This is a genomic window from Streptomyces sp. NPDC049040, assembly GCF_043197715.1.
GTDB lineage: Bacteria > Actinomycetota > Actinomycetes > Streptomycetales > Streptomycetaceae > Actinacidiphila.
Genome location: NZ_JBICTO010000002.1, coordinates 131,289 through 152,274, shown reverse-complemented (window position 1 = coordinate 152,274; position 20,986 = coordinate 131,289). Strand labels below are relative to the sequence as shown.

The window sequence follows — 20,986 nt, the reverse complement described above, 5'->3', positions numbered from 1 at the left end:
CAATTGGCGGCCCTGGGTGGCCCGCAGATTGTTCACGACATGAGCAAAGCCGCTCGTCAACCGGGTGACGAGCGGCTTTAACCCTCGGTTAAGGCACGGCCCGCGGTCGGTCCGAGGTTGGACCACCGGGGGCCGGGAAACCCCCTTTTAACCGGCCGCGATGTCCTTCGGGAAGCCGTAGGCGTCCGCGATGAGGTCGTAGGAGCGCAGCCGCACGGCCGGCGTGTGCGCGTTGGCGGTGATCACCAGCTCGTCCGCGCCGGTCCGCTCGACGAGCTCGTCGAGCCCTGCCGTGACCGTCCGCGGGTCGCCGTGGACGATGTTGGCCATCCAGGAGTCCACGAAATCCCGCTCCATCGGGCTGAACGGATGGGCCGCCGCCTCCTCGGGCGTCGGAACCAGCCCCGGCCTGCCGGTCCGCAGCCGCAGCATGCCCAGCGCCCCGGCCAGCACCTGGCGGCGGGCCTGCTCGGGGTCCTCGGTGGCCAGCGCGGCGACCCCGATCGAGGCGTAGGGGCGGTCCAGGACCTCCGACGGCCGGAAGGACTCGCGGTAGAGGGCGAGCGCGGGCACGGTGTTGGCGGCCGAGAAGTGGTGCGCGAAGGAGAACGGCAGGCCGAGCGCGCCGGCCAGCCGGGCACTGAAGCCGGACGAGCCGAGCAGCCAGATGCTGGGCCGGTCCGCCGACTGCACCCCGCCCGCCGCGCTGCCCTGCACCGGCCCCGGCACCGCGTGGATCCGGGCGTAGCGGTGCCCCTCGGGGAAGTCGTCGTCCAGGAAGCGGATGAGCTCCGCCAGTTGCTGGGGGAATTCGTCGGCGCCCTCGTGCAGCGACTCGGTCCTGCGCAGCGCCGCCGCGGTCGCCCCGTCCGTACCGGGCGCGCGGCCCAGGCCGAGGTCGATCCGGCCGGGGGCCAGCGCCTCCAGGGTGCCGAACTGCTCGGCGATCACCAGGGGCGCGTGGTTGGGCAGCATCACCCCGCCGGAGCCGAGCCGCAGGGTGCGGGTGAAGGCGGCCAGGTGCGCCAGGATCACCGCGGGCGAGGAGCTGGCGACACCCGGCATCGAGTGGTGCTCCGCCACCCACATCCGGTGGTAGCCGCGGGCCTCGGCGGTCCTGGCGATCTCGACGCTGTTGCGCAGCGCGTCGCCGGCCGTGAGCCCGGCACCGACGCCCGCCAGGTCGAGCACCGACAGCGGAACGGGAGCGGTGCCGCGGACCGTGCCGCGGATTCCGTGCCCGGCGCCCCCGGCCGGGCCGGAACCCGTACCGCCGTCGCCGCCGCCGTCCCGCACCACGTCGTCACCCACAGCAAGCGCCTCCTTGATCATCCGCCCGTGCACGGCAGCGCACGGAAAGCCTTTGCAAGCACAACCGGAGTACTCATCCGGTTGTTCCCGGGGCCGATTCCGCACTTTCCACAATCGGGCAGTGACCTTGGCATATGCCAGACAGGCCCCTTCCTGCATATACGCCTGCGAGGCTCCGAGGAACTCACCAACCGCCCCTACCGGCACTGGTATTGGGGCTATCGTGGAATCCGGTCGAGCTGCCGGTTGAGACCCCTTCGAGTCCCAACCGTGACCAGCAGCGACAACCGGGACGCAAACGGTCACACCTGCAGGGGGCTACCGTGGCGCTAGAGCACCGACAGACCGCGCCGGTCTACGCGGTCCAGCACGCTTTGCGCGTGCTGGAATCCGTCGACACCCACCGGCACGGCGTCTCCGCAGAGCAGCTCGCCCGGGAGATAGGGGTGCCGGTCGCGTACCTCAGCCAGCTCCTGACCATGCTGCAACGCGAGCGCTACCTGGGTTTCCTGCCCGGCGGCGGATACGTGCTCGGCGAGACCCTGGTGCTGCTCGGCGCCGCCAACCACGACGAGGCGCTGGCGGAGAAGCTGCGCACGATCCTGGTGGAGCTGCGCGACGAGGTCGGCGCGGCGGTGTACTTCAGCCGCTACGACGACGGCGAGGTCCGCATCATCGACTTCGCCGACGGCCCGAACGCGCCCAAGGTCAACGAGTGGGTCGACTTCCGCTCCGCGGCGCACGCCAGCGCGGTCGGCAAGTGCCTGCTGTCCCAGCTCGACCACAACAGCCGGCTCGAACACCTCTCCCGGCACCGCCCGGCCCGGCTCACCTCGCGGACCGAGATCGACGACCGCGCGCTGCTCACCAAGCTCGAGCGCCAGCCGGCCAGCGTCCCCACCCTCGACCTCCAGGAGTACGCGGTCGGCACCGTGTGCGCGGCGATCCCGGTCACGATAGGCAAGACCGTCGCCTGCCTGGCGCTTTCCATGCCGCTGGCCCAGGCCCACCGCCTCAAGCCGGCCGTCGACACGCTCAACGAGCGGGCCGCGCCGGTCCTGCTGTCGATGAGCATCTGACCTGGATCCCCCCGCGCGGGCGGCGCCCCTGCGGGGGTGTTCCGCGGGCGCAGGGGGGTGGTCCGAGGGCGCTCCCGGAGGCCGTATACTTCTTCTTGTTGCGCCGCTAGCTCAGTTGGTTAGAGCAGCTGACTCTTAATCAGCGGGTCCGGGGTTCGAGTCCCTGGCGGCGCACTTCGCAGGACGAGGAAGGCCTCCCACGGCATGTGGGGGGCCTTTCTCGCGCTCCCGGACCGCCACCGCCCCGGGACCGCCACCGCCCCGGGTGCGCCGGCGCCGGGGCCCGGCACGTTTCAGGCCGCGACGGGCCTGGGCCTCACGACCAGTGGGACGGGTGCGCCAGGCCGGCCGGCAGCCGGGTCGCCGTGTCGCCCGCCGCGGCGGCCAGCTGCGGCGCGGTCAGGAAGAGGGCGCCGCGCAGATCCGCGCCCCGCAGGTCGGCCCCGCGCAGGTCCGTACCGAGCAGGTCCGCGCCCCGCAGGTCGGCCGCGCGCAGGTCGGCCCCGATGGCGAGGGCGCCCCGCAGGTCGGCCCCGCGCAGGTCCGCGCCGCGCAGCCGGGAGCCCATCAGGTCGGCGCCGCGGTGGTTCCTGCGCCGCGGGAAGCCGGCGCGGGCCAGCGCGGAGGCCGAGCGCAGCAGCTCGCCGACCCGGGCGCGCTCGGCCGCGACGTCGAGGGCGAGCAGGTCGTCGGCGCCGCCGAGGCTCAGCGCCTCGACGCGTTCGGCCGCGGCGGCCGCCGCCGCGTGCAGCTCGGCGGCGGCGGGCAGGGCGCGTACCTCGGCGAGGTGGCGGAGCACTTCGTGCAGCTGCCGCACCACGGGAAGCACCGCGAACATGGCCCGGCCGCCGTCCGCTGACCCCCGCCAGTCCTGGCCCGCGAAGGTGTGCCGGGAGACCTTCTGGCCGGCGCCGAGGCAGTCGTAGACGGTGCAGCCGGCGTAGCCGCGGTCGCGGAGCCGGTCGTGGATGCCGCAGCGGTGGTCGGCGCCGAGGTGGCCGCAGGGCTCCCCCGCGGCCTTGTCCCGGGCGAAGTCGGCGGATCTGGTGAAGGCGAGTGCGACGCAGCACAGCCCGAAGCAGTTGCCGCAGTCCGCCTGCAGCTCGGTGTGCTCCACGTCGGTCCCTTCGCCTGCTCCGCCCGGGTCCATGGTGCCGTATCAGGCGGGGGTCACCCGCCGGGGAGTGCCGCGGGCTTGGCGGGGGTGTAGAGCCAGTCGTGGAAGAAGCCGCCCAGGTCCTGCCCTGACAGCTGCTCCGCGAGGGTGCGGAATTCCGCGATGGTGCCGTTGCCGTAGCGGTGCCGGGCGGGCCAGGCCTTGAGCAGCGCGCGGAAGGCGCGGTCGCCGATGGTGGTGCGCAGCGCCTGGATGGCGACGGCCCCGCGGTCGTAGACGGCGTCGTCGAACTGCTTGCTCGGCCCCGGGTCGCCGGGCTCCACGGTCCAGAACGGGTCGTCGGCCGGGTGGGCGTCGTAGATCCGGCGGGCGGCCTGCTGGACGCTGTCCCCGCCCTGGTGCTCGGCCCACAGCCAGCTGCCGTAGCTGGCGAAGCCCTCGTTCAGCCAGATGTCGGACCAGCGCGCGAGCGACACGTCGTCGCCCCACCACTGGTGGGACAGCTCGTGCGCGACGGTGCCGATGCCGTCGGTGGTGGCGAAGACCGATGGGCTGTAGAAGACCCGGGTCTGCGCTTCGAGGGAGAAGTGCGAGGGGACGTCGGGGACGTAGCCGCCGGCCGCGTCGAAGGGGTAGGGGCCGAACCAGCCGCTGAGGAAGTCGATGATCTCCGCGGTGCGCTCGACGCCCGCGCGCGCGTTGGCGGCGGTGGCCGCGGGCAGGGCGGTGCTGTAGGCGTTGATCACCGGCACGCCGGTGCGGGTGCGGCTGCGGGTGATGTCGAAGTGGCCGAGGGCGAGGGTGGCCAGGTACGTGGCCTGCGGCTTGGTCTGCCGCCAGTGGTAGCCGGTCCAGCCGCCCGCGGTGTGCTGGGAGACCAGCAGGCCGTTGCTGATGGCCTGCTCCCCGGCCGGGACCCGGACCTTCACGTCGTAGGTGGCCTTGTCCAGCGGGTGGTCGTTGCTGGGGAACCACCACCAGGCGGACTCGGGTTCGTTGGCCGCGACGCCGCCGTCGGCCGTGCGCTGCCATGAGGTGAAGCCGTAGCGCTGCACGCCGGAGGGCACCCCCGCGTAGCTGACGGCGACGGTGATCCGGTGGCCGCGCGGGATCGGGCGGGCCGGGGTGACGACCAGCTCCTGCTCGCCGCTGGTGGCGAAGCGGGCCGGGCGGCCGTCCACGGTCACCTTGCTGACGGTGAGTGCGAAGTCCAGGTCGAAGCTGGTCAGGCCCTGGGTGGCGGTGGCCTCCAGGGTGGCGGTGCCGGAGAGGGTGTCGGTGGCGGGCTGGTAGGTGAGGTCGAGGCCGTAGTGGGAGACGTCGTAGCCGCCGTTGCCGTACGTCGGGTAGTACGGGTCGCCGATGCCGGGCGCGCCCGGTCCCGCGTCGGCGGCCGACGCCGGGATCACCAGCAGGAAGCCGAGGGCGGCGGCAGCGGACGCGATCACTCTCTTGCGCACAGGGGTCCTCCAGCGCGGGGTGGAAAGGCCGTTGGTGGCAGGTACACGACGACCCTAGAAGATCCCGGCGCCCCAGCCACCCCGTCGACCCCGCCTGTCGCAGAACATTCACCCGGCGCAACACACCCCCGGGGCATCAGCGGTGCGTCGCGGGAACACCGCCGCCGTCCCGCGCGTTCGGGGCTCAGAACGTTGTCGATCACCCTGGCGAGCGGCTGACGCCACGGGTGCGGGCGGATAGGTTCACCATGTGAAGATTGTCTGGCTGACCAGGAGCCTCCAGCGGGTGGAGGGGGAGTATCTGGCGCGCCTGGGCCTGTCACTGCCGCTGGTGGCCATCGGACTCGTCGTCACCGCGGACCTCATCGCGGGCCGGGACCACTTCCTCACACCCGGCATCGTGGTGGCCCCGCCGCTGGCCGCGATCACCGTCACCTGGCGCAAGACGCTCTTCGTCGGGGTGCTCGGCCTTTTCGTGCAGGCCGGACTCGCCCCCTACGACGGCATCACCGACATCCCCGACCACGACGTCTTCTTCGGGCAGGCCTTCGCCTATGGCCTGGTCACCCTCTTCAGCGTCTACATCGCCTGGCGCAGGGAGACCGGCGCCAAGGCCTTCACCGCCATCGCCTCGGTCGCCGAGGCGGCCCAGCACGCCCTGATGCGCCCGCCCGACCCGCGCGTCGGCGGCGTCCGGCTCGCCGTGCGCTACGTCTCGGCCGCCGACGCCGCACAGATCGGCGGCGACCTCTACGCGGTGCTGGAGACCCCGCACGGAGTAAGGGCGCTCATCGGGGACGTACGCGGCAAGGGACTCGCCGCGGTGCAGACCTCGGCCGTGGTGCTCGGCGCCTTCCGCGAGGCCGCCTTCGACGAGGGCGGCCTCGAAACGGTCGCCAGGCGGGTCGACACCAGCATCGGACGGCATGTCACCACCGGGGACTTCATCACCGCGCTCTTCGCCCAGTTCGACGACCCAGGCAGCGTCGAACTGCTGCACTACGGCCATGTGGCGCCGCTGCTGGTCTCCCGCGACGGCACCGTCGAGACGCTCACCCCCGCGGAGCCCTGGGTGCCGCTCGGCCTCGCCGACCTCGTCCCCGGCGGCCCGACGGCATGGCGGGTGCCGATGCGCCCCGAGGACGTGCTGGTGCTGTGCACCGACGGGGTGATCGAGGCCAGGAGCCCCGTGGACGCGACCTTCTACCCGCTCACGGAGCGGGTCGGCCCGCTGGTGGCCGGCGCAGGGCGCGACCTCGACGCGGCGGTCGAGCGGGTCTACGCCGATCTCCTGCGGCACGCAGGCGGCTCGCTGTCCGACGACGTCGTCCTGCTGCTGCTGTCCCCCCAGCCGAGCGCCCTGCCCGCCCACCCCCAGGACCCCCCGGTCCAGGACCCGGCGATCTGACCGTCCGCCTCAGCGGGTGGCGCGCTCCAGGGCGACGATGACCGACTCGTAGGGCTCGCCGGTGGCGCGGGCCATGCCGACCTCGCACATGCGGCTGGCCGACAGGTAGACGGAGAAGCCGCGGGCGGCGACCTCCTCCGCCTCGGCCCGCGTGGCCGACGACGTCAGCTCCTCGTGCAGCAGACCCCGGTCGCCCGCGAAGCCGCAGCACCCGGCGTCGTCGGGCACCACCACCTCGTCCGCGATCGCGGCGGCGACCTCCGCGAGGGCGCCGGGACGGGCCAGATGCCGCGCCGAGCACGTGGGATGCAGGACGGCGGAGCCGACCGGCGCGGTCACGGTGAGCCGCGGCAGGACGTGGTCAGCGGCCCACACCGTGGCGTCGAGCACGGTGAGCTCCCCGTGCAGCTCCCGGTTGGCGCCGGTGAGGTAGGGCACCACCTCGTGGGCGAGCCCGAGCGTGCAGGACGTGGCGTCGACCACGATCGGCAGCCGGCCGCCGCCGGTCCACACCCAGGCGTGCTCGACGATCCGGTTGGCCATGACGGCGTTGCCCTCGTCGTAGCCCTTGGAGTGCCAGATGGTGGCGCAGCACGTACCGGTGACGTCGGGCGGTATCCACACCGGCACCCCGGCCCGCGCCGAGACCGTGACCAGCGACTGCGGCACCCAGCCGTAGCGGCCTTCCGGCGGCCCGAAGACGCGGTTGACGCAGGACGGGTAGTAGACGGCCGCCGCACCGTCCCGCTCGGTGCGCGGCAGGGCGCGGGGGGCGGCGCCGGGGATCTCCGGCAGCCAGTCGGGCACGAGTTCCGGCCGCACCGCCCGCCGGGCCAGCCCGGTGACCGCCGCAAGCGGCCGGTCGCCGACCCTGCGGCGCACGGCGTCGGCGGTGGCGACCGCGGCGCGGGTGGCGCGTTCCGCGGCGTGCCAGTGGGTGGCGGCGGCGCCCGCGGCGCGCTCCTCGGCCCGGGAGTGCCGGGCGTGCCGGAAGTCCTTCATCAGCGCGCCGGTGTCGATGCCGACAGGGCAGGCGAGCTTGCAGGTCGAGTCGCCCGCGCAGGTGTCGACGGCGGCGTAGTCGTAGGCGTCGAGCAGTTCGCGCAGCACCGCCGACCCGGCGGGCTGCCGCAGCATCTCGCGGCGCAGCACGATCCGCTGCCTGGGGGTCGTGGTCAGCTCGCGGCTGGGGCAGGTGGGTTCGCAGAAGCCGCACTCGATGCAGGGGTCGGCGACCGCCTCGATCACCGGGATGGTCTTCAGGCCGCGCAGGTGCCCGCGCGGGTCCTGGTCGAGCACCACCCGCGGGGCGAGGATGCCGTCCGGGTCGAGCAGCGCCTTGATCCGCCACATCAGGGCGGTGGCCGCCGGCCCCCACTCCATCTCAAGGAAGGGCGCGATGTTGCGCCCGGTGCCGTGCTCCGCCTTGAGCGAGCCGTCGAACCGCTCGGTGACGGTGCGGCAGAAGTCGGCCATGAAGGCCGCGTAGCGCTCCACGTCGGTGGGCAGCCCCGGGTCGAAGGCGAGCAGGAAGTGCAGGTTGCCGTGTGCGGCGTGGCCGGCGACGGCAGCGTCGAAGCCGTGCCTGCGCTGGAGGTCGAGGAGTTCCGTGCAGGCCTCGGCGAGCCGGTCTGGCGGCACCGCGAAGTCCTCGGTGATCAGCGTGGTGCCGGGCGGGCGGGCGCCGCCTACCGCGGGCACGAACGCCTTGCGCACCCGCCACAGCTCGGCGACCCGCTCCGGGTCGCGGGTGAAGCCGCCGTGGCCCGCCGCGGCCGGCACCGGGGTGATCAGGCCCAGGTCGGCGCAGATCCGCTCCGCGGCCCGCTCGTACGCGGCCAGCTGCGTCTCGTCCGCGGCCCTGAACTCGACCAGCAGCGCCGCGCACTGCTCGGGCAGCCCGGCCCACTCCCCCGGCACCCCCGGCACCCCGGTCGCGGCCCGCAGCACGTTGCCGTCCATCAGCTCCACCGCGTCGGCGCCCGCCTGCGCGAAGTGCGGTACGGCCGCCGCGGCGGCGGGCAGCGTCGGGAAGAACAGCAGCCCCGCGGTGGCGGCCGGGCGGATCGGCAGCGTCTCGTAGACCGCCTCGGCGACGAAGCCCAGGGTGCCCTGCGAGCCGATCATCAAGCCGCGCAGGATCCGGGCGGGGCTGTCCGCGTCGAGGAAGGCGTCGAGCCGGTAGCCGTTGGTGTTCTTCACCGCGTACTTGGCCCTGATCCGCGCGGTGAGCTCCTGGTCCGCCTCGATCTCGTCGCGCAGGTCGAGCAGGCCCTGGTAGATGTCCGGCTCGGCCGCCGCGAGCCCGGCGTCGGCGTCCGGGTCGCCGGTGTCCACCACGGTGCCCGACGGCAGCACCACGGTCAGCGACGCCACCGTGCGGTACGAGTCGCGGGCGGTGCCCGCGGTCATGCCGGAGGCGTTGTTGGCCAGCACCCCGCCGACCGTCGCCGCGATCGCGCTCGCCGGGTCCGGGCCGAGCACCCGGCCGTGCCTGGCCAGCGCGGCATTGGCCCTGGCCAGCACCGTGCCGGGCAGGATACGGGCCCTGGCGCCGTTCGCCTCGACCTCGACCCCGCTGAAGTGGCGGCGCACGTCCACCAGGATGTCCTCGCCCTGCGCCTGGCCGTTCAGACTGGTCCCCGCGGCCCTGAACACCAGGTGGCGGCGCTCGGCACGGGCGAACCCCAGCAGCCGCACCACGTCCTGCACGCTCTCGGGCACCACCACCGCCTGCGGGACGAAGCGGTAAGGGCTCGCGTCCGAGGCGTAGCGGACCAGGTCCGTCAGATCGCCCAGCACCTTGCCCGCGCCCAGCAGCCGCACCAGGCCCGACCGCAGCGCGGGGGGAGTGCCGCCCGCCCTGGTCTCCTCCACCCGGTCCGGCGCGGCCTCCCCCGCGGGTATCGGCCGCAGCGCGGCACCGCCCTTCGGTTCGAGCACGGGCATCGGAACCTCCTCGGCTGCGGTCCCCCGGGGCGGGGACCAGACCTGGCGGAGAAACATACCGATCGCCAACCTATGCCCCGGTACGCACCACTGCGCGCGGTGGGACCGCCGCCCGCGCCGGCCCGGGTCCTGGTCCCGTCTTCTCCGCCCTGCGACGGAGGCGGAAGCCGCCGGTCACCGGCAATACTCGTGGCGGAAGCCGGTCCGACGGGGGAAAGGGGAACGGCGTGCGCGGCGATCTGCCGGACGGGTCAACACAGCGGGGCGGGCTGCTCGCCGACACCCTGGTCGAGCTCGCCGACACCCTCGGCGACGAAGGGGAGCCCGACGTGCCGCTGCGCCGCCTCGCAGGACGCGCGGTACGCCTCACCGGCGCCGCCGCGGCCGGGGTGCTGCTCGCGGACGAAAGCGGGGACCTCCGGGTGGTCGGCGCGTCCTGCGAACCCGCGCGGCTGCTCACCGCCGTCGGTCCAGGACCCGACTGCCACCGCCGCGGTACCGCTGTCGCGGTGATCGAAATGGGCGGCGGCGCGCTGCCCGCCGACTTCACCCGGCGGGCACTGGCCAGCGGCTACGCGGCCGTCTTCGCGGTGCCGGTGCGGCACCGCGAAGAGGTGGTCGGCGCGCTCGTCCTCTTCCGCGCGGTGCCGGGAGAGCTCCCGGCGCACTCCGCCGCCGTCGCCCGCTCGCTCGCCGACGCCGCGGCCGTCGGGGTGCTCCAGCGGCGGGCCCGCCGCCACCATCAGCGCCTGGCCGCGCAGTTGCAGACCGCGCTGGACTCGCGGATTCCCGTCGAGCAGGTCAAGGGTGTGCTCGCCGAGCGCTGGCATGTCAGCGTGGACGACGCCTTCGCCTTGTTGCGGGCGCATGCCCGCGCCCATCACCTGCGGATAGCCGACCTTGCCGCGGGCATCCTCGCGGGGACCGCCAGCCTTCCGCCGCCCGGGGGCGACACCGCCTAGCCCTGCGGGCTGCGGTTCTGGGGGGGTGCCCCTTGCGGTGGCCGGTCGCCTTCCCACCGTCGTGGCTGGGCGCGGTTCCCCGCGCCCCCAGGGGTTGCCCCTCGCGGTGGCCGGGCGCCTTCCCACCGTCGTCGCTGGGCGCGGTTCCCCGCGCCCCCCAGGGGGTGCCCCTTGCGGTGGCCGGTCGCCTCGCCGCCGTCGTGGCTAGGCGCGCAGTTCCCCGCGCCCCCAGGGGGTGCCCCTTGCGGATGCGATGTCGCCTTCACCACCGTCGTGGCTAGGCGCGCAGTTCCTCGCGCCCCCAGGGGGGGTGCCCCTTGCGGTGGCCGGTCGCCTTCCCGCCGTCGTGGCCGGGCGCGCAGTTCCCCGCGCCCCCGAGGGGGTGCCCCTTGCGGATGCGATGTCGCCTTCACCACCGTCGTGGCTAGGCGCGCAGTTCCTCGCGCCCCCAGGGGGGTGCCCCCCGCGGTGGATCGGTGCCTCACCGGCGTTGTGACTGGGCGCGGGTCGTTCGCAGGCCCGGGGGTGCGGGTCAGGTGGGGTGGGAACCCGTGAGTGCGGCGTAGACCACCACGTTGGCCGAGTAGGCCTGGGCCGCCTTGTCGAAGGAGCCGCCGCAGGTGATGAGGCGGAGTTCGGGGCGGCCGCCCGAGCCGTAGACGCGGTTGGCGTCGAAGTGCGCCTTCTCCACGACCTCCACGGCCTCGACGGCGAACACCGCGACGGTCCCGTCGTCCCGGGTGACGTCCACCCGCGCCCCGCGCCGGATCGTGCTGAGGCCGTAGAAGACGGCGGCGCGCGTCTCGGTGTCGACGTGGCCGACGATGATCGCCGCGCCCGCCGCGCCCGGTGGGGGGCCGTCGCGGTACCAGCCGGCGACGTCGGGGGTGGAGTAGGGGGGCGGGTCCACGGCCCCGTCCTTGAGCCCGCGGCCGACGAGCGCGGCGTGGATGCCGACCGACGGGACGTCGATCCGCAGCGGCACGGCGTCGTGCAGCGGGACGTGGGGCGCGTAGACCTGCGCGGGCCGGTCGGCCGCGGCGGCGAGGCTGCGGGCGCCGGGGGGCGCCGGGGGCGTACCGGGGGCGTTGTGGCCGAACAGCCAGGCGGCCAGCAGGACCAGGCCGACCACGACGGCCGCCCAGGTCCTGCCGGTGTCGGTACCGCGTCCGGTACCGGTCTCGTCCGCCCCCAAAGCCATGCCGGGTCAGCCGCGGGCGGCGCTGCGGCGGCGGTGGAGTACGAGGCCGGCCAGGCCGGCTGCCGCGACGCCGCCGGTGGCCAGCAGCGGACCCGTGCTGGTGCCGGCCGCCGCCGGGCCGGCGGCGAGCTGCGCGGTGCCGCCGCCGCCGGCCGGGACCGGGTTGACCGGGGCCGGCGGGGCGCCGCCGCCGGTGGTCACGGTGACGGTCGCGGACGCGGAGCTGCTGGAGCCGTTGCACTCGACGGAGACGGTGTAGGAGCCGTCGACGGCGTCGGACTTGATGAAGGCCGTACCGTCCCACCCGTCGGAGCCGCCGCCCGAGGGCGACAGGGTCACCGCGTCGACGAAGACCTCGGCGCTGGCCTTGGCCTTGTCGCCGGACTTGCAGGAGGCCTTGAGGTGCAGGCTCACCACCCCGCCGGGGGCGACGGTGGCGGGCGAGATGTCCATGCCCGAGCCGGACGAGGCCGACGATGACGCCGAGGAGGAGGACGAGGACGATCCACCGCCCCCCTCGTCGGCGAGAGCCTGTTTCGGCAGCCCGGTCACCCCGCCGACGGCGAGGACGCCGAGGGCACCGGCCGCGGCGATGACGGGCAGTTTCAGACCAAACATGGGGACCTCCGCTCGGCCCGGGGGCGGGGACTCGCGCCCGGTGCTTACGAAGATCCCTGCGACCGGCCCGGCGTGCACGCTCGGTGACCCATCAGGGTGACGCGTGCACTACGCAGCGTGATCAGATTTCCGGGACCAGGTCCGCGATGGACTCGACGACCCGGGAGGGCTTGAAGGGGTAGCGCTCGATGTCGGGCACCGCGGTGAGCCCGGTGAGCACCAGGAAGGTGGTCATGCCGGATTCGAGCCCGGCCAGCACGTCGGTGTCCATCCGGTCGCCGATCATGGCGCTGGTCTCGGAGTGCGCCCCGATGGCGTTGAGGCCGGCCCGCATCATCAGCGGGTTGGGCTTGCCGACGAAGTACGGCTCCTGCCCGGTGGCCTTGGTGATCAGCGCGGCGACCGAGCCGGTGGCCGGCAGCACGCCCTCGGGCGAGGGGCCGGTCTCGTCCGGGTTGGTGGCGATGAAACGGGCGCCGCCGCCGATCAGCCGGATGGCCTTGGTGAGCGCCTCGAAGCTGTAGGTGCGGGTCTCGCCGAGCACCACGTAGTCGGGGTCCTGGTCGGTGAGGATGTAGCCGACGTCGTGCAGCGCGGTGGTCAGGCCCGCCTCGCCGATGACGTAGGCGGTGCCGCCGGGCCGCTGGTCGTCGAGGAACTTCGCGGTGGCCAGCGCCGAGGTCCAGATGTTCCCGACCGGCACGTCGAGGCCCATCCTGGCCAGCCGGGCGTGCAGGTCGCGCGGGGTGTAGATGGAGTTGTTGGTGAGGACGAGGAAGGGCTTGCCCGAGTCCTTGAGCCCCTTGATGAAGGCGTCGGCGCCGGGGATGGGGGTCCCCTCGTGGATGAGCACCCCGTCCATGTCGGTCAGCCACGAGTCGATGGCCCTGCGGGTCGACACCGGTCGGTCTCCTGTCGTCGTGCCTGTCGTCGTGTCCCGGGGGTCTGCCCGGGCGCGGTTCGGGGGAGCGCCGTACGCCGTCGGGCCGTACGGTTCGCGCCATCGCCGTGGCGGCGGCACCCGGTGCCCCAGCGTAACCGGGGACGGCGCGGCCCGACCCGTACGTCTCGCGTGCTGGTCGCACCCGTGATCAGCGCAGCGCGGCCCGTGCGAACAGCGGGGCCAGGGCCAGCAGTGCGGCGCCCTCGGCGACCGCGCGGGTGCCCGCCGCGGCGAAGCCGACCGGGACCGGGCCGAGGGCGGCGGCGACGCCGGCGCGGAAGGTGCCGGGGGCGGCGAGGACGGTACGGCCGCCGAGTACGACCCGGTCGATGTCGAGCAGCGCCACCAGGTTCGCGGCGCCCACGCCGAGCAGCCGCGCGGCGCCCGCGGTGTCGCCGCGGGCGACCGCCGCCAGGCAGAGCGCTTCGAGGCAGCCCCGCTTGCCGCACTTGCAGGGCGGCCCGTCGAGCTGCACCACCTGGTGGCCGAATTCGCCCGCCCCCGCCCGCCCCCCGCGGTGGACCCCGCCGTCCAGTACGAGGGCGGCGCCCAGGCCGGTGCCCAGGTGGAGGTAGCCGAACGAGCCGCCGCCGGGGGCGGGTCCGGGTTCCGCGAGGACGGACTGGGCGGCCGCGTTGGTGTTCTTGTCGACGACCACCGGCAGGCCGAGCCTGCCGGCGAGTTCCGTGCGCAGCGGGCAGCCGGACCAGTGCGGGAAGCCGGTGACGCCGTGCAGGGTGCCGGTGCGGTGGTCCAGCGGACCGCGTATCCCGACGCCCACGCCGAGTACCGGGGCGGGGGCCAGGGCCGCGGCGGCTCGCAGCCCGCGTTCCATCGCGGCCAGGCCCGCGGGGACCGGCAGCGCGAGGTCGAGCGGCACCGCGTGCTCGGCGACGGTGCGCCCGGCGAGGTCGGCCACGACGGCGGTCATCGTCTCGCCGTCGAGGTGCGCGCCGACCGCGCAGGCGGCGCCCGCCGCCAGCCGCAGTTCGGTAGGCGGCTTGCCGCCGGTCGAGGCGCGCCGGCCGGCGTCCTCCAGCAGGCCGTCCGCCCGCAGCCGTGCGGTGATCTTGCTGACGGCCTGCGGGGTGAGCCCGGTCCGCTCGGCCAGTTCCAGCCGGCTGATCCCGCCGCTGCCGGGCGCCGTGGCGGCGTCCCGCAGCAGGCCGAGGACGAGGGCGGCGTTGTGGTGGCGCAGGGCGGGCAGGTTGGCGCCGGGGCCTTGGGCGGGGCCGGATTCCCGGCCGGGCGCGGACTCGTGGCCGGGGCTGGGGCCGGGGTCGGGTGCGGTGGGCGGGGTCACGGTGCCATTGTCCCGCGCGCTTGCACTTTGGCAACACTGTTGCCAAAGTATCCCCATGAGCGCTCCCGGCACCGCCCCCCTCCGCGTCGCCCTGGTCGGCTACGGCCCGGCCGGCTCCTTCTTCCACGCCCCGCTGATCGCCGCGACGCCGGGGCTCGTCCTCGACACCATCGTCACCGGCAACAGCGAACGCCGCACCCAGGCCCGCACCGAGCACCCGGACGTGGCCTTCGCCGACACTCCGGACGAGCTGTGGGCGCGGGCAGGCGAACTCGACCTGGTCGTCCTCGCCTCCCCCAACCGCACCCATGTGCCGCTGGCGACCGCCGCGCTCGAAGCCGGGCTGCCGGTCGTCGTCGACAAGCCGCTGTCCGCCACGGCCGCCGAGGCGCGCGGGCTCGCCGCGCTCGCCGCGGAGCGGAAGCTGCTGCTCACCGTCTTCCACAACCGCCGCTGGGACAGCGACTTCCGCACCCTGCGCGCGCTGCTGGAAAAGGGCGACCTGGGCGAAATCCAGCGCTTCGAGTCCCGTTTCGAGCGGTGGCGCCCGCAGCCCAAGGGCGGCTGGCGCGAGTCCGGCGACCCGGCGGAGATCGGCGGCCTGCTCTACGACCTCGGCAGCCACCTCGTCGACCAGGCGCTCACCCTCTTCGGCCCGGCGCGGCTGGTGTACGCCGAGTCCGACGTGCGCAGGCCGGGGGCCGCCGCGGACGACGACGACTTCATCGCGCTCACGCATGCGAACGGCGTCCGCTCCCATCTGTGGATGAGCGCCACCACCGCCAGGCTCGGGCCGCGCTTCCGGGTCCTGGGCAGCACCGGCGGCTACGTCACCTACGGCCTCGACCCGCAGGAGGCCGCCCTGCGCGAGGGCCTGCGCCCGGTCGAGGGTGCCGCCTGGGGCGAGGAGCCGGAGTCCGCGTGGGGTACCGCGGGCACCGACGAGAACGTACGGCCCGTCCCCTCGCTGCCCGGCGACTACCCCGCCTTCTACGCGGCCGTCGGGACCGCCTTGCGCGAGGGCACGCCGCCACCGGTCACCGCGCTGGAGGCGGCAGCCACGATCGAGGTCATCGAGGCCGCGGGCGAGTCCGCGCGTACCGGCCAGGCGGTGGCCCTGTGAGCACCGAACGGCTCGCCGACCCGGCGGAACTCGCCGAGCAGGAGAGGACCCTGGTCCTCCCCCGCTTCACCAACGACGACGCCTGGCGGCTCGGCTGCCTGCTGGTCGGCCTCGCCCGCGAGCGGGGCGCCGCGGTCACGGTCGACATCCGCAGGGGCGGGCAGCAGCTTTTCCACTGCGCGCTCGAGGGCACGTCCCCCGACAACGACGCGTGGCTCGACCGGAAGGCCCGCGTCGTCCTGCGCTACGGCACGTCGTCGCTCGCCGTGGGCGAGCGCTTCCGGGCCAAGGGCACGACATTCGAGGAGGCCTCCCGCCTCGACCCCGCGCGTTACGCCGCACACGGCGGGGCCTTCCCGCTGCGGGTGGCCGGCGTCGGCGTGGTGGGCGTGGTCGCCGTCTCCGGCCTGCCCCAGGTCGAGGACCACGCCCTGGTCGTGGCCGCCCTGACGGGCTTCCTCGCCTGACCGGCCTCCCCGCGTGACCGGAGCGGCGGGCCGCCGGCGCGGGGCGTGCCGCGCCGGACGGGCCGCCCTACGCGGAGGCGAGCACCTGCCGCTGGCGGCCCAGGCCGTCGATCGCGAGCTCGACCACGTCGCCCGGGCGGAGGTAGGGGCGCGGCTCGGGCTGGCCGAGCGCGACCCCTGCGGGGGTCCCGGTGTTGATGACGTCGCCCGGGTAGAGCGTCATGAAGTGGCTGAGGTACCTGACGACCTCGGCGACCGGGAAGATCTGGTCGCGGGTGGTGCCGTCCTGCCGCAGCACGCCGTTGACCCACAGCCGCAGGCCGAGCGCCTGCGGGTCGGGAACCTCGTCCGCGGTGACGAGCCAGGGCCCGAGCGGGTTGAAGGTCTCGCAGTTCTTGCCCTTGTCCCACTGGCCGCCGCGCTCGATCTGGAACTCCCGCTCCGAGACGTCGTGCGCGACGGCGTAGCCGGCGACCGCCGCCATGGCCTCGTCCTCGTCTGCCGCGTACCGCAGTTCGCGGCCGATGACGACGGCCAGCTCGACCTCCCAGTCGGTCTTGAGGCTGCCGCGCGGCACCAGCACCGTGTCGGTGGGGCCGACGACCGTGTCGGGGGCCTTCATGAAGACCACCGGCTCGCCTGGCACCTGCGCACCGGTCTCGGTCGCGTGGTCGTGGTAGTTGAGCCCGATGCAGACGATCTTGCCAATGCCGCGGAGCGGCGGGCCGACCCGCAGCCCTGCTTCGAGGGCGGGCAGCGAGCCGTCGGCCGCCGCCGCGGCGATCCGCGCCATGGCCCCGGCGTCGGCGAGCAGCGTCCCGTCGATGTCGGCGACGACCCCGCCCAGGTCCCGGAGGACACCGTCGTGGTCGAGCAGTGCGGGGCGCTCCGCCCCTGCGGGGCCGACTCGCAGCAGTTTCACGTGGTACTCCGTACGTCAGTGATCCGCGGGGGACGGTCCACGGATGTCATCGGATGTCTGTCCGATCCTCCGATGCAGCCTTCTCCGTGCGCAAGGCTTGTTCAGCACGTGGACGCGGTAATCTCTCCGCCGCCGCGCCCGCACCAGGCAGCCCCAGAGGTCGGAGCGGCTCGCCGGATCAGCTGCCCGCGAGCCGCGACACCGTGAAGATCAGCAGCCCGACCAGCGCACCGACGACCGTTCCGTTGATCCGGATGAACTGGAGGTCGCGGCCCACGTGCGCCTCGATCTTCTTCGAGGTCTGCTCGGCGTCCCAGCCGGCCACCGTCTCGCTGATCAGCGAGGTGATCTGGTCCCGGTAGGTGGTGACCAGATAGGTGGCCGCGTCCTCCAGCCAGCTGTCGACCTTCGCCTGCAGGCGGGCGTCGGTGGCCATCCGGCCGCCGAGGGTCAGCAGCGACGCCCGGGTGCGCAGCCGCAGCTCGCTGCGCTCGTCCTCGGCGGCCGCCACCATCATCGACCGCACGGAACCCCACACCGAGGCGATCAGGTCCTGCACCTCGGGGCGGGCCAGCAGGTCGTTCTTGAAGCGCTCGACGCGCTCCCGGGTGTCGGGGTCGGACTGGAGCTCGGAGGCGAAGTCGCGGAGGAAGCGGTCGACGGCGTCGCGCGCCGGGTGCTCGGGCGAGTCCCGCATCTCGGTGACGAAGCGCAGCAGCTCCTTGTAGACCCGCTCGCCGACCTTGCGGTCCACGAACCGCGGGGTCCAGCCCGGCGCGCCGCCCTGGACCGCGTCCATCACCGAGTCCGCGTGCTCCACCAGCCAGCCGTGGGCGCGTACGCACACCAGGTCGACCAGCCGGCGGTGGCCGCCGTCGGCGACGATCCGCTCCAGCAGCTTGCCGAGCCCGGGCGCGACCTCCTGGGCCTCGGCCCGCCGGGTGATCGCCTCGCTGACCACCGCCTGCACGTCGGAGTCGCGCAGCACGGTCAGCAGTCCGCGCAGCGCCGCGGCGGCCTGCTCGGTCACCCGGTCGGCGTTGGCGGGCTCCGCCACCCAGGAGCCGAGCCGCGAACCGATGCCGACGGCCCGCAGCCGGGTGCGTACCACCTCGGCCGACAGGAAGTTCTCGCCCACGAAGTCGCCGAGGCTGGCGCCCAGCGCGTCCTTCTTGGTCGGGATGATCGCCGTGTGCGGGATGGGCAGGCCCAGCGGGCGGCGGAAGAGCGCGGTCACCGCGAACCAGTCCGCCATCGCGCCGACCATGCCCGCCTCCGCCGCGGCCGCCACGTAGGCCGCCCACGCGCCGGCGTCCTGCGAGTCCGCCCACTTGGCCAGCACGTACACCACCGTGGCGACGGCCAGGAAGCCCGTCGCGATCAGCTTCATCCGCCGCACACCGCGGCGCCGCTCCGCGTCCGGGTCGACCGCCCCCGCCGCCGGTCCGCCCGTGGGCCCCGCGTCCATCTGCACCGCCCGCATATCCACCTGCGTATTCTTGCCGCCGCTGACAATCTTGGAACGAACGGCGGGTTCCCGGCACCTCCTGGTGCCGTTGATTCCCTTCCCGCAAAGAGGAACGGCACCGGTATGACAGCGCGGCACACGACGGACGGCGGCACCGAGGGCACCGGAGGCGGCCAGGCGCTGCCGGATTACGCCCGGAGGTTCGAGGCGGCGGAGGGCTATCTCGACTTCGCGCGCTACGGGCCCCCTTCCGGTGCGGTGCTGGCCGCCACCGCCGACGCGCTGGGCCGCTCGGCCCGCGCCGACCACGACACGGTCAACGACCTGATGCGCGCCGACCTGCGTGCCAGGCGGTCCGCGGCCCGGCTGGCGGGCACCGACGCCGATCACACCGTGCTGCTGCCCAACGCCTCCACCGGCCTGTTCCAGGCCGCCTTCGGCATCACGGCGGGCACCGTCCTGGTGCCGGTCGCCGACTTCCCCGCCAACCACTACCCGTGGCGCAGGGCCGCCGCCGCGGGCCTGGCCGAGCCGCGCTGGCTGCCGGGCGACCCGCAGGGCTGGACCACGCCCGACACCGTGCGGGCGGCGCTCACCGACGATGTGGTGGCCGTCTCGCTCAGCGCCGTCGACTTCCGCACCGGCTACCGGGCCGACCTGGCCGCGGTGCGCGACGTCATCGGCCCCGACCGGCTGCTCGTGGTCGACGCCATCCAGGGCTTCGGCGTCGCCGACCTGCCCTGGCAGGCCGCGGACGTCGTCGTGACCGGCGGCCAGAAGTGGCTGCGGGCCGGCTGGTCCACCGGGTTCGCCACCCTGTCCGACCGGGCGCTCGAACGCCTCGAACCCACCCTCACCGGCTGGACCGGGGTGGAGGACGTGGCGCTCTTCGACGACGAGGAGCACCCGCCGGCCGCCGGCGCCGGGCGGCTGAGCATCACCAACCTCAGCCCGGTCGCCGCGGCCGCGCTCGCCGCGGCACTGGAGGTCGTGGAGGACACCGGGGTGGCCGCGATCGAGGCGCGGGTGCGATTCCTGGTCGACGAACTCCTCGACGCGGTGAGGGAGCACGGTGGCGAGATCCTGTCCTCGACCGACCCCGGCAGGCGGGCCGGCATCGTCTCCTTCCGCCTCCCCGGCGCCGACAGCGCCACGGTCGCCAAGGCCCTGCACGCCCAGGGCGTCACCCCCACCGCACGCCCCGACTCCGTCCGCCTCTCCCCGCACGCCTCCACCCCGCCGGCGGCGGTGGAGCGGGTCCGCGCCGCCCTGGCGTCGATCACCTGAGGGGCCCCGACCTCTGCGGTGTGCTAGACAGGGAGTAACCAAAGGGGCATTTTGCAGCAGCTCACGCTCGGAATCATGTCGCAGACCCGCAAGGAAAACGAGCACCGTCTGCCCGTTCACCCCGCGCATTTCGATCGCATCGACGCCGATCTCCGCCGGAACATCCTTCTTCAGACGGGCTACGGAGAATATTTCGGCGTCAAGGACAGCACGCTGGCTCCGCTCGTCGGCGGTTTCCGTTCCCGCGCCGACCTCATCGCGGAAAGCGATGTCATCCTGCTGGCCAAACCCGTTCACGAGGACCTCGCCGAACTGCGCGACGGCCAGGTGCTGTGGGGCTGGCCGCACTGCGTGCAGGACGAGAAGGTCACGCAGACCGCCATCGACCGCCGGCTGACCCTCATCGCCTTCGAGGCGATGAACCACTGGGGGCGGGGCGGCACGTTCAACCTGCACGTCTTCCACAAGAACAACGAACTGGCCGGGTATTCGTCGGTGCTGCACGCGATGCAGCTGACCGGTGCGACAGGCGACTACGGGCGGCGGCAGCGGGCGGTCGTCATCGGCTTCGGCGCCACCGCCCGCGGGGCGGTGACCGCGCTCAGCGCGCTGGGTGTGCACGACGTCGATGTACTGACGGCGCGCGGAGTCACCGCGGTGAGCTCGCCGATCCACTCGGCCCGCATCGTCCACTTCGACCATGACGAGGCCGACGACACCCTGGACCCGCGGCGAAGCGTCGCTCTCACCGAGGACGGACCCGTGCCGCTGGCCGGGTTCCTCGCGCAGCACGACATCATCGTCAACTGCGTGCTCCAGGACACCGACGCACCGCTGATGTTCCTGATAGACGACGACCTCCCGGCGCTCGCCCCCGGAACTCTCGTCATCGACGTCTCCTGCGACGAGGGAATGGGCTTCGAATGGGCGAAGCCGACCACTTTCGCCGACCCGATGTTCACCGTGGGCGACAGCATCCGCTACTACGGTGTCGACCACAGTCCCTCGTATCTGTGGAATTCCGCCACCTGGGAGAACAGCGAGGCGCTCATCCCCTATCTGCGGCCGGTGCTGGAAGGGGAGGCCGGCTGGGACGCCGACGAGACCATCCGGCGCGCGATCGAGATTCGCGGCGGCACCGTGCGGAATCCGAAGGTGCTCGCCTTCCAGCACCGCGCGGCGGAATACCCGCACGTGCACGTGTGAGCACCCGCGGGTGCAGGCGGCCGCGCCGGGCTTGACCCTGACGTGCGGGTCAGGGGTTAGCGTCCCCTGGCCGTCGCGGGGGGGGGGGGGGGGGGGGGGGGCCCGCCCCGCCCCCCCCCCCCCCCCCCCCCCCCCCCCCCCCCCCCCCCCCCCCCCCCCCGC

The 20,986-nt window shown here is 74.1% G+C and carries 17 protein-coding genes and 1 tRNA gene; 8 read left to right on the top strand and 10 right to left on the bottom strand.

Annotated features, from left to right (window positions below):
• Positions 1-147 precede the first annotated feature (147 nt).
• Entirely contained in the window at positions 148-1,299 is a 1,152-nt protein-coding gene (locus ACGFMP_RS05605) for an LLM class flavin-dependent oxidoreductase (RefSeq protein ID WP_393671331.1), read from the bottom strand.
• 335 nt (positions 1,300-1,634) lie between these two features.
• Between ACGFMP_RS05605 and ACGFMP_RS05600 the strand changes: the two genes are divergently transcribed.
• Complete coding sequence (locus ACGFMP_RS05600; RefSeq protein ID WP_393670479.1) at positions 1,635-2,390, top strand: IclR family transcriptional regulator; 756 nt, start codon at positions 1,635-1,637, stop codon at positions 2,388-2,390.
• A 100-nt stretch (positions 2,391-2,490) separates the two neighbouring features.
• A tRNA-Lys gene (locus ACGFMP_RS05595) sits at positions 2,491-2,564 on the top strand.
• A 142-nt stretch (positions 2,565-2,706) separates the two neighbouring features.
• On the opposite strand, the gene ACGFMP_RS05590 is transcribed toward ACGFMP_RS05595, so the two are convergent.
• Positions 2,707-3,540, bottom strand: coding sequence for a pentapeptide repeat-containing protein (locus ACGFMP_RS05590; protein WP_393670478.1), 834 nt, complete (start codon positions 3,538-3,540; stop codon positions 2,707-2,709).
• Between the two features lie 20 nt (positions 3,541-3,560).
• Positions 3,561-4,967: a M1 family metallopeptidase gene (locus tag ACGFMP_RS05585; RefSeq protein ID WP_393670477.1), complete on the bottom strand. Its 1,407-nt coding sequence runs from the start codon at positions 4,965-4,967 to the stop codon at positions 3,561-3,563.
• Between the two features lie 250 nt (positions 4,968-5,217).
• Between ACGFMP_RS05585 and ACGFMP_RS05580 the strand changes: the two genes are divergently transcribed.
• On the top strand, positions 5,218-6,375 hold the full coding sequence (locus ACGFMP_RS05580; protein ID WP_393670476.1) for a PP2C family protein-serine/threonine phosphatase: 1,158 nt from the start codon (positions 5,218-5,220) through the stop codon (positions 6,373-6,375).
• A 9-nt stretch (positions 6,376-6,384) separates the two neighbouring features.
• On the opposite strand, the gene ACGFMP_RS05575 is transcribed toward ACGFMP_RS05580, so the two are convergent.
• The gene (locus ACGFMP_RS05575; protein ID WP_393670475.1) at positions 6,385-9,324 is read right to left on the bottom strand and encodes an FAD-binding and (Fe-S)-binding domain-containing protein; all 2,940 of its coding nucleotides are present in this window, start codon (positions 9,322-9,324) and stop codon (positions 6,385-6,387) included.
• 227 nt (positions 9,325-9,551) lie between these two features.
• Here ACGFMP_RS05575 and ACGFMP_RS05570 point away from each other — a divergent pair, with 227 nt between their 5' ends.
• Positions 9,552-10,286 carry an ANTAR domain-containing protein gene (locus ACGFMP_RS05570; RefSeq protein WP_393670474.1) on the top strand — a complete coding sequence of 245 codons (735 nt, stop codon included), beginning with the start codon at positions 9,552-9,554 and terminating at the stop codon, positions 10,284-10,286.
• Between the two features lie 532 nt (positions 10,287-10,818).
• Here ACGFMP_RS05570 and ACGFMP_RS05565 read toward each other — a convergent pair.
• The 4 genes from ACGFMP_RS05565 to ACGFMP_RS05550 form a co-directional block, all read right to left on the bottom strand.
• Positions 10,819-11,487, bottom strand: coding sequence for a class F sortase (locus ACGFMP_RS05565; RefSeq protein ID WP_393670473.1), 669 nt, complete (start codon positions 11,485-11,487; stop codon positions 10,819-10,821).
• A gap of 6 nt (positions 11,488-11,493) precedes the next feature.
• Positions 11,494-12,105 carry a hypothetical protein gene (locus tag ACGFMP_RS05560; protein ID WP_393670472.1) on the bottom strand — a complete coding sequence of 204 codons (612 nt, stop codon included), beginning with the start codon at positions 12,103-12,105 and terminating at the stop codon, positions 11,494-11,496.
• 121 nt (positions 12,106-12,226) lie between these two features.
• Positions 12,227-12,967, bottom strand: a complete 741-nt coding sequence (locus ACGFMP_RS05555) for an HAD-IIA family hydrolase (RefSeq protein ID WP_393671330.1) — start codon at positions 12,965-12,967, stop codon at positions 12,227-12,229.
• A 229-nt stretch (positions 12,968-13,196) separates the two neighbouring features.
• Positions 13,197-14,351, bottom strand: a complete 1,155-nt coding sequence (locus ACGFMP_RS05550) for an ROK family protein (RefSeq protein WP_393670471.1) — start codon at positions 14,349-14,351, stop codon at positions 13,197-13,199.
• Positions 14,352-14,406: 55 nt separating this feature from the next.
• On the opposite strand from ACGFMP_RS05550, the gene ACGFMP_RS05545 reads away from it, so the two are divergent.
• Positions 14,407-15,474: a Gfo/Idh/MocA family oxidoreductase gene (locus ACGFMP_RS05545; protein ID WP_393670470.1), complete on the top strand. Its 1,068-nt coding sequence runs from the start codon at positions 14,407-14,409 to the stop codon at positions 15,472-15,474.
• Complete coding sequence (locus ACGFMP_RS05540) at positions 15,471-15,941, top strand: heme-degrading domain-containing protein (RefSeq protein WP_393670469.1); 471 nt, start codon at positions 15,471-15,473, stop codon at positions 15,939-15,941. Before ACGFMP_RS05545 ends, ACGFMP_RS05540 begins: the two co-directional genes overlap by 4 nt.
• A gap of 67 nt (positions 15,942-16,008) precedes the next feature.
• On the opposite strand, the gene ACGFMP_RS05535 is transcribed toward ACGFMP_RS05540, so the two are convergent.
• Positions 16,009-16,863 carry a fumarylacetoacetate hydrolase family protein gene (locus tag ACGFMP_RS05535; protein ID WP_393670468.1) on the bottom strand — a complete coding sequence of 285 codons (855 nt, stop codon included), beginning with the start codon at positions 16,861-16,863 and terminating at the stop codon, positions 16,009-16,011.
• A gap of 178 nt (positions 16,864-17,041) precedes the next feature.
• Positions 17,042-18,331, bottom strand: a complete 1,290-nt coding sequence (locus tag ACGFMP_RS05530) for a DUF445 domain-containing protein (protein WP_393671329.1) — start codon at positions 18,329-18,331, stop codon at positions 17,042-17,044.
• Positions 18,332-18,454: 123 nt separating this feature from the next.
• Between ACGFMP_RS05530 and ACGFMP_RS05525 the strand changes: the two genes are divergently transcribed.
• Together ACGFMP_RS05525 and ACGFMP_RS05520 are read left to right on the top strand one after the other, a co-directional pair.
• Complete coding sequence (locus tag ACGFMP_RS05525) at positions 18,455-19,618, top strand: aminotransferase class V-fold PLP-dependent enzyme (protein WP_393670467.1); 1,164 nt, start codon at positions 18,455-18,457, stop codon at positions 19,616-19,618.
• Between the two features lie 51 nt (positions 19,619-19,669).
• Positions 19,670-20,824, top strand: a complete 1,155-nt coding sequence (locus ACGFMP_RS05520; RefSeq protein ID WP_393670465.1) for a N(5)-(carboxyethyl)ornithine synthase — start codon at positions 19,670-19,672, stop codon at positions 20,822-20,824.
• The last annotated feature ends 162 nt before the right edge of the window (positions 20,825-20,986 follow it).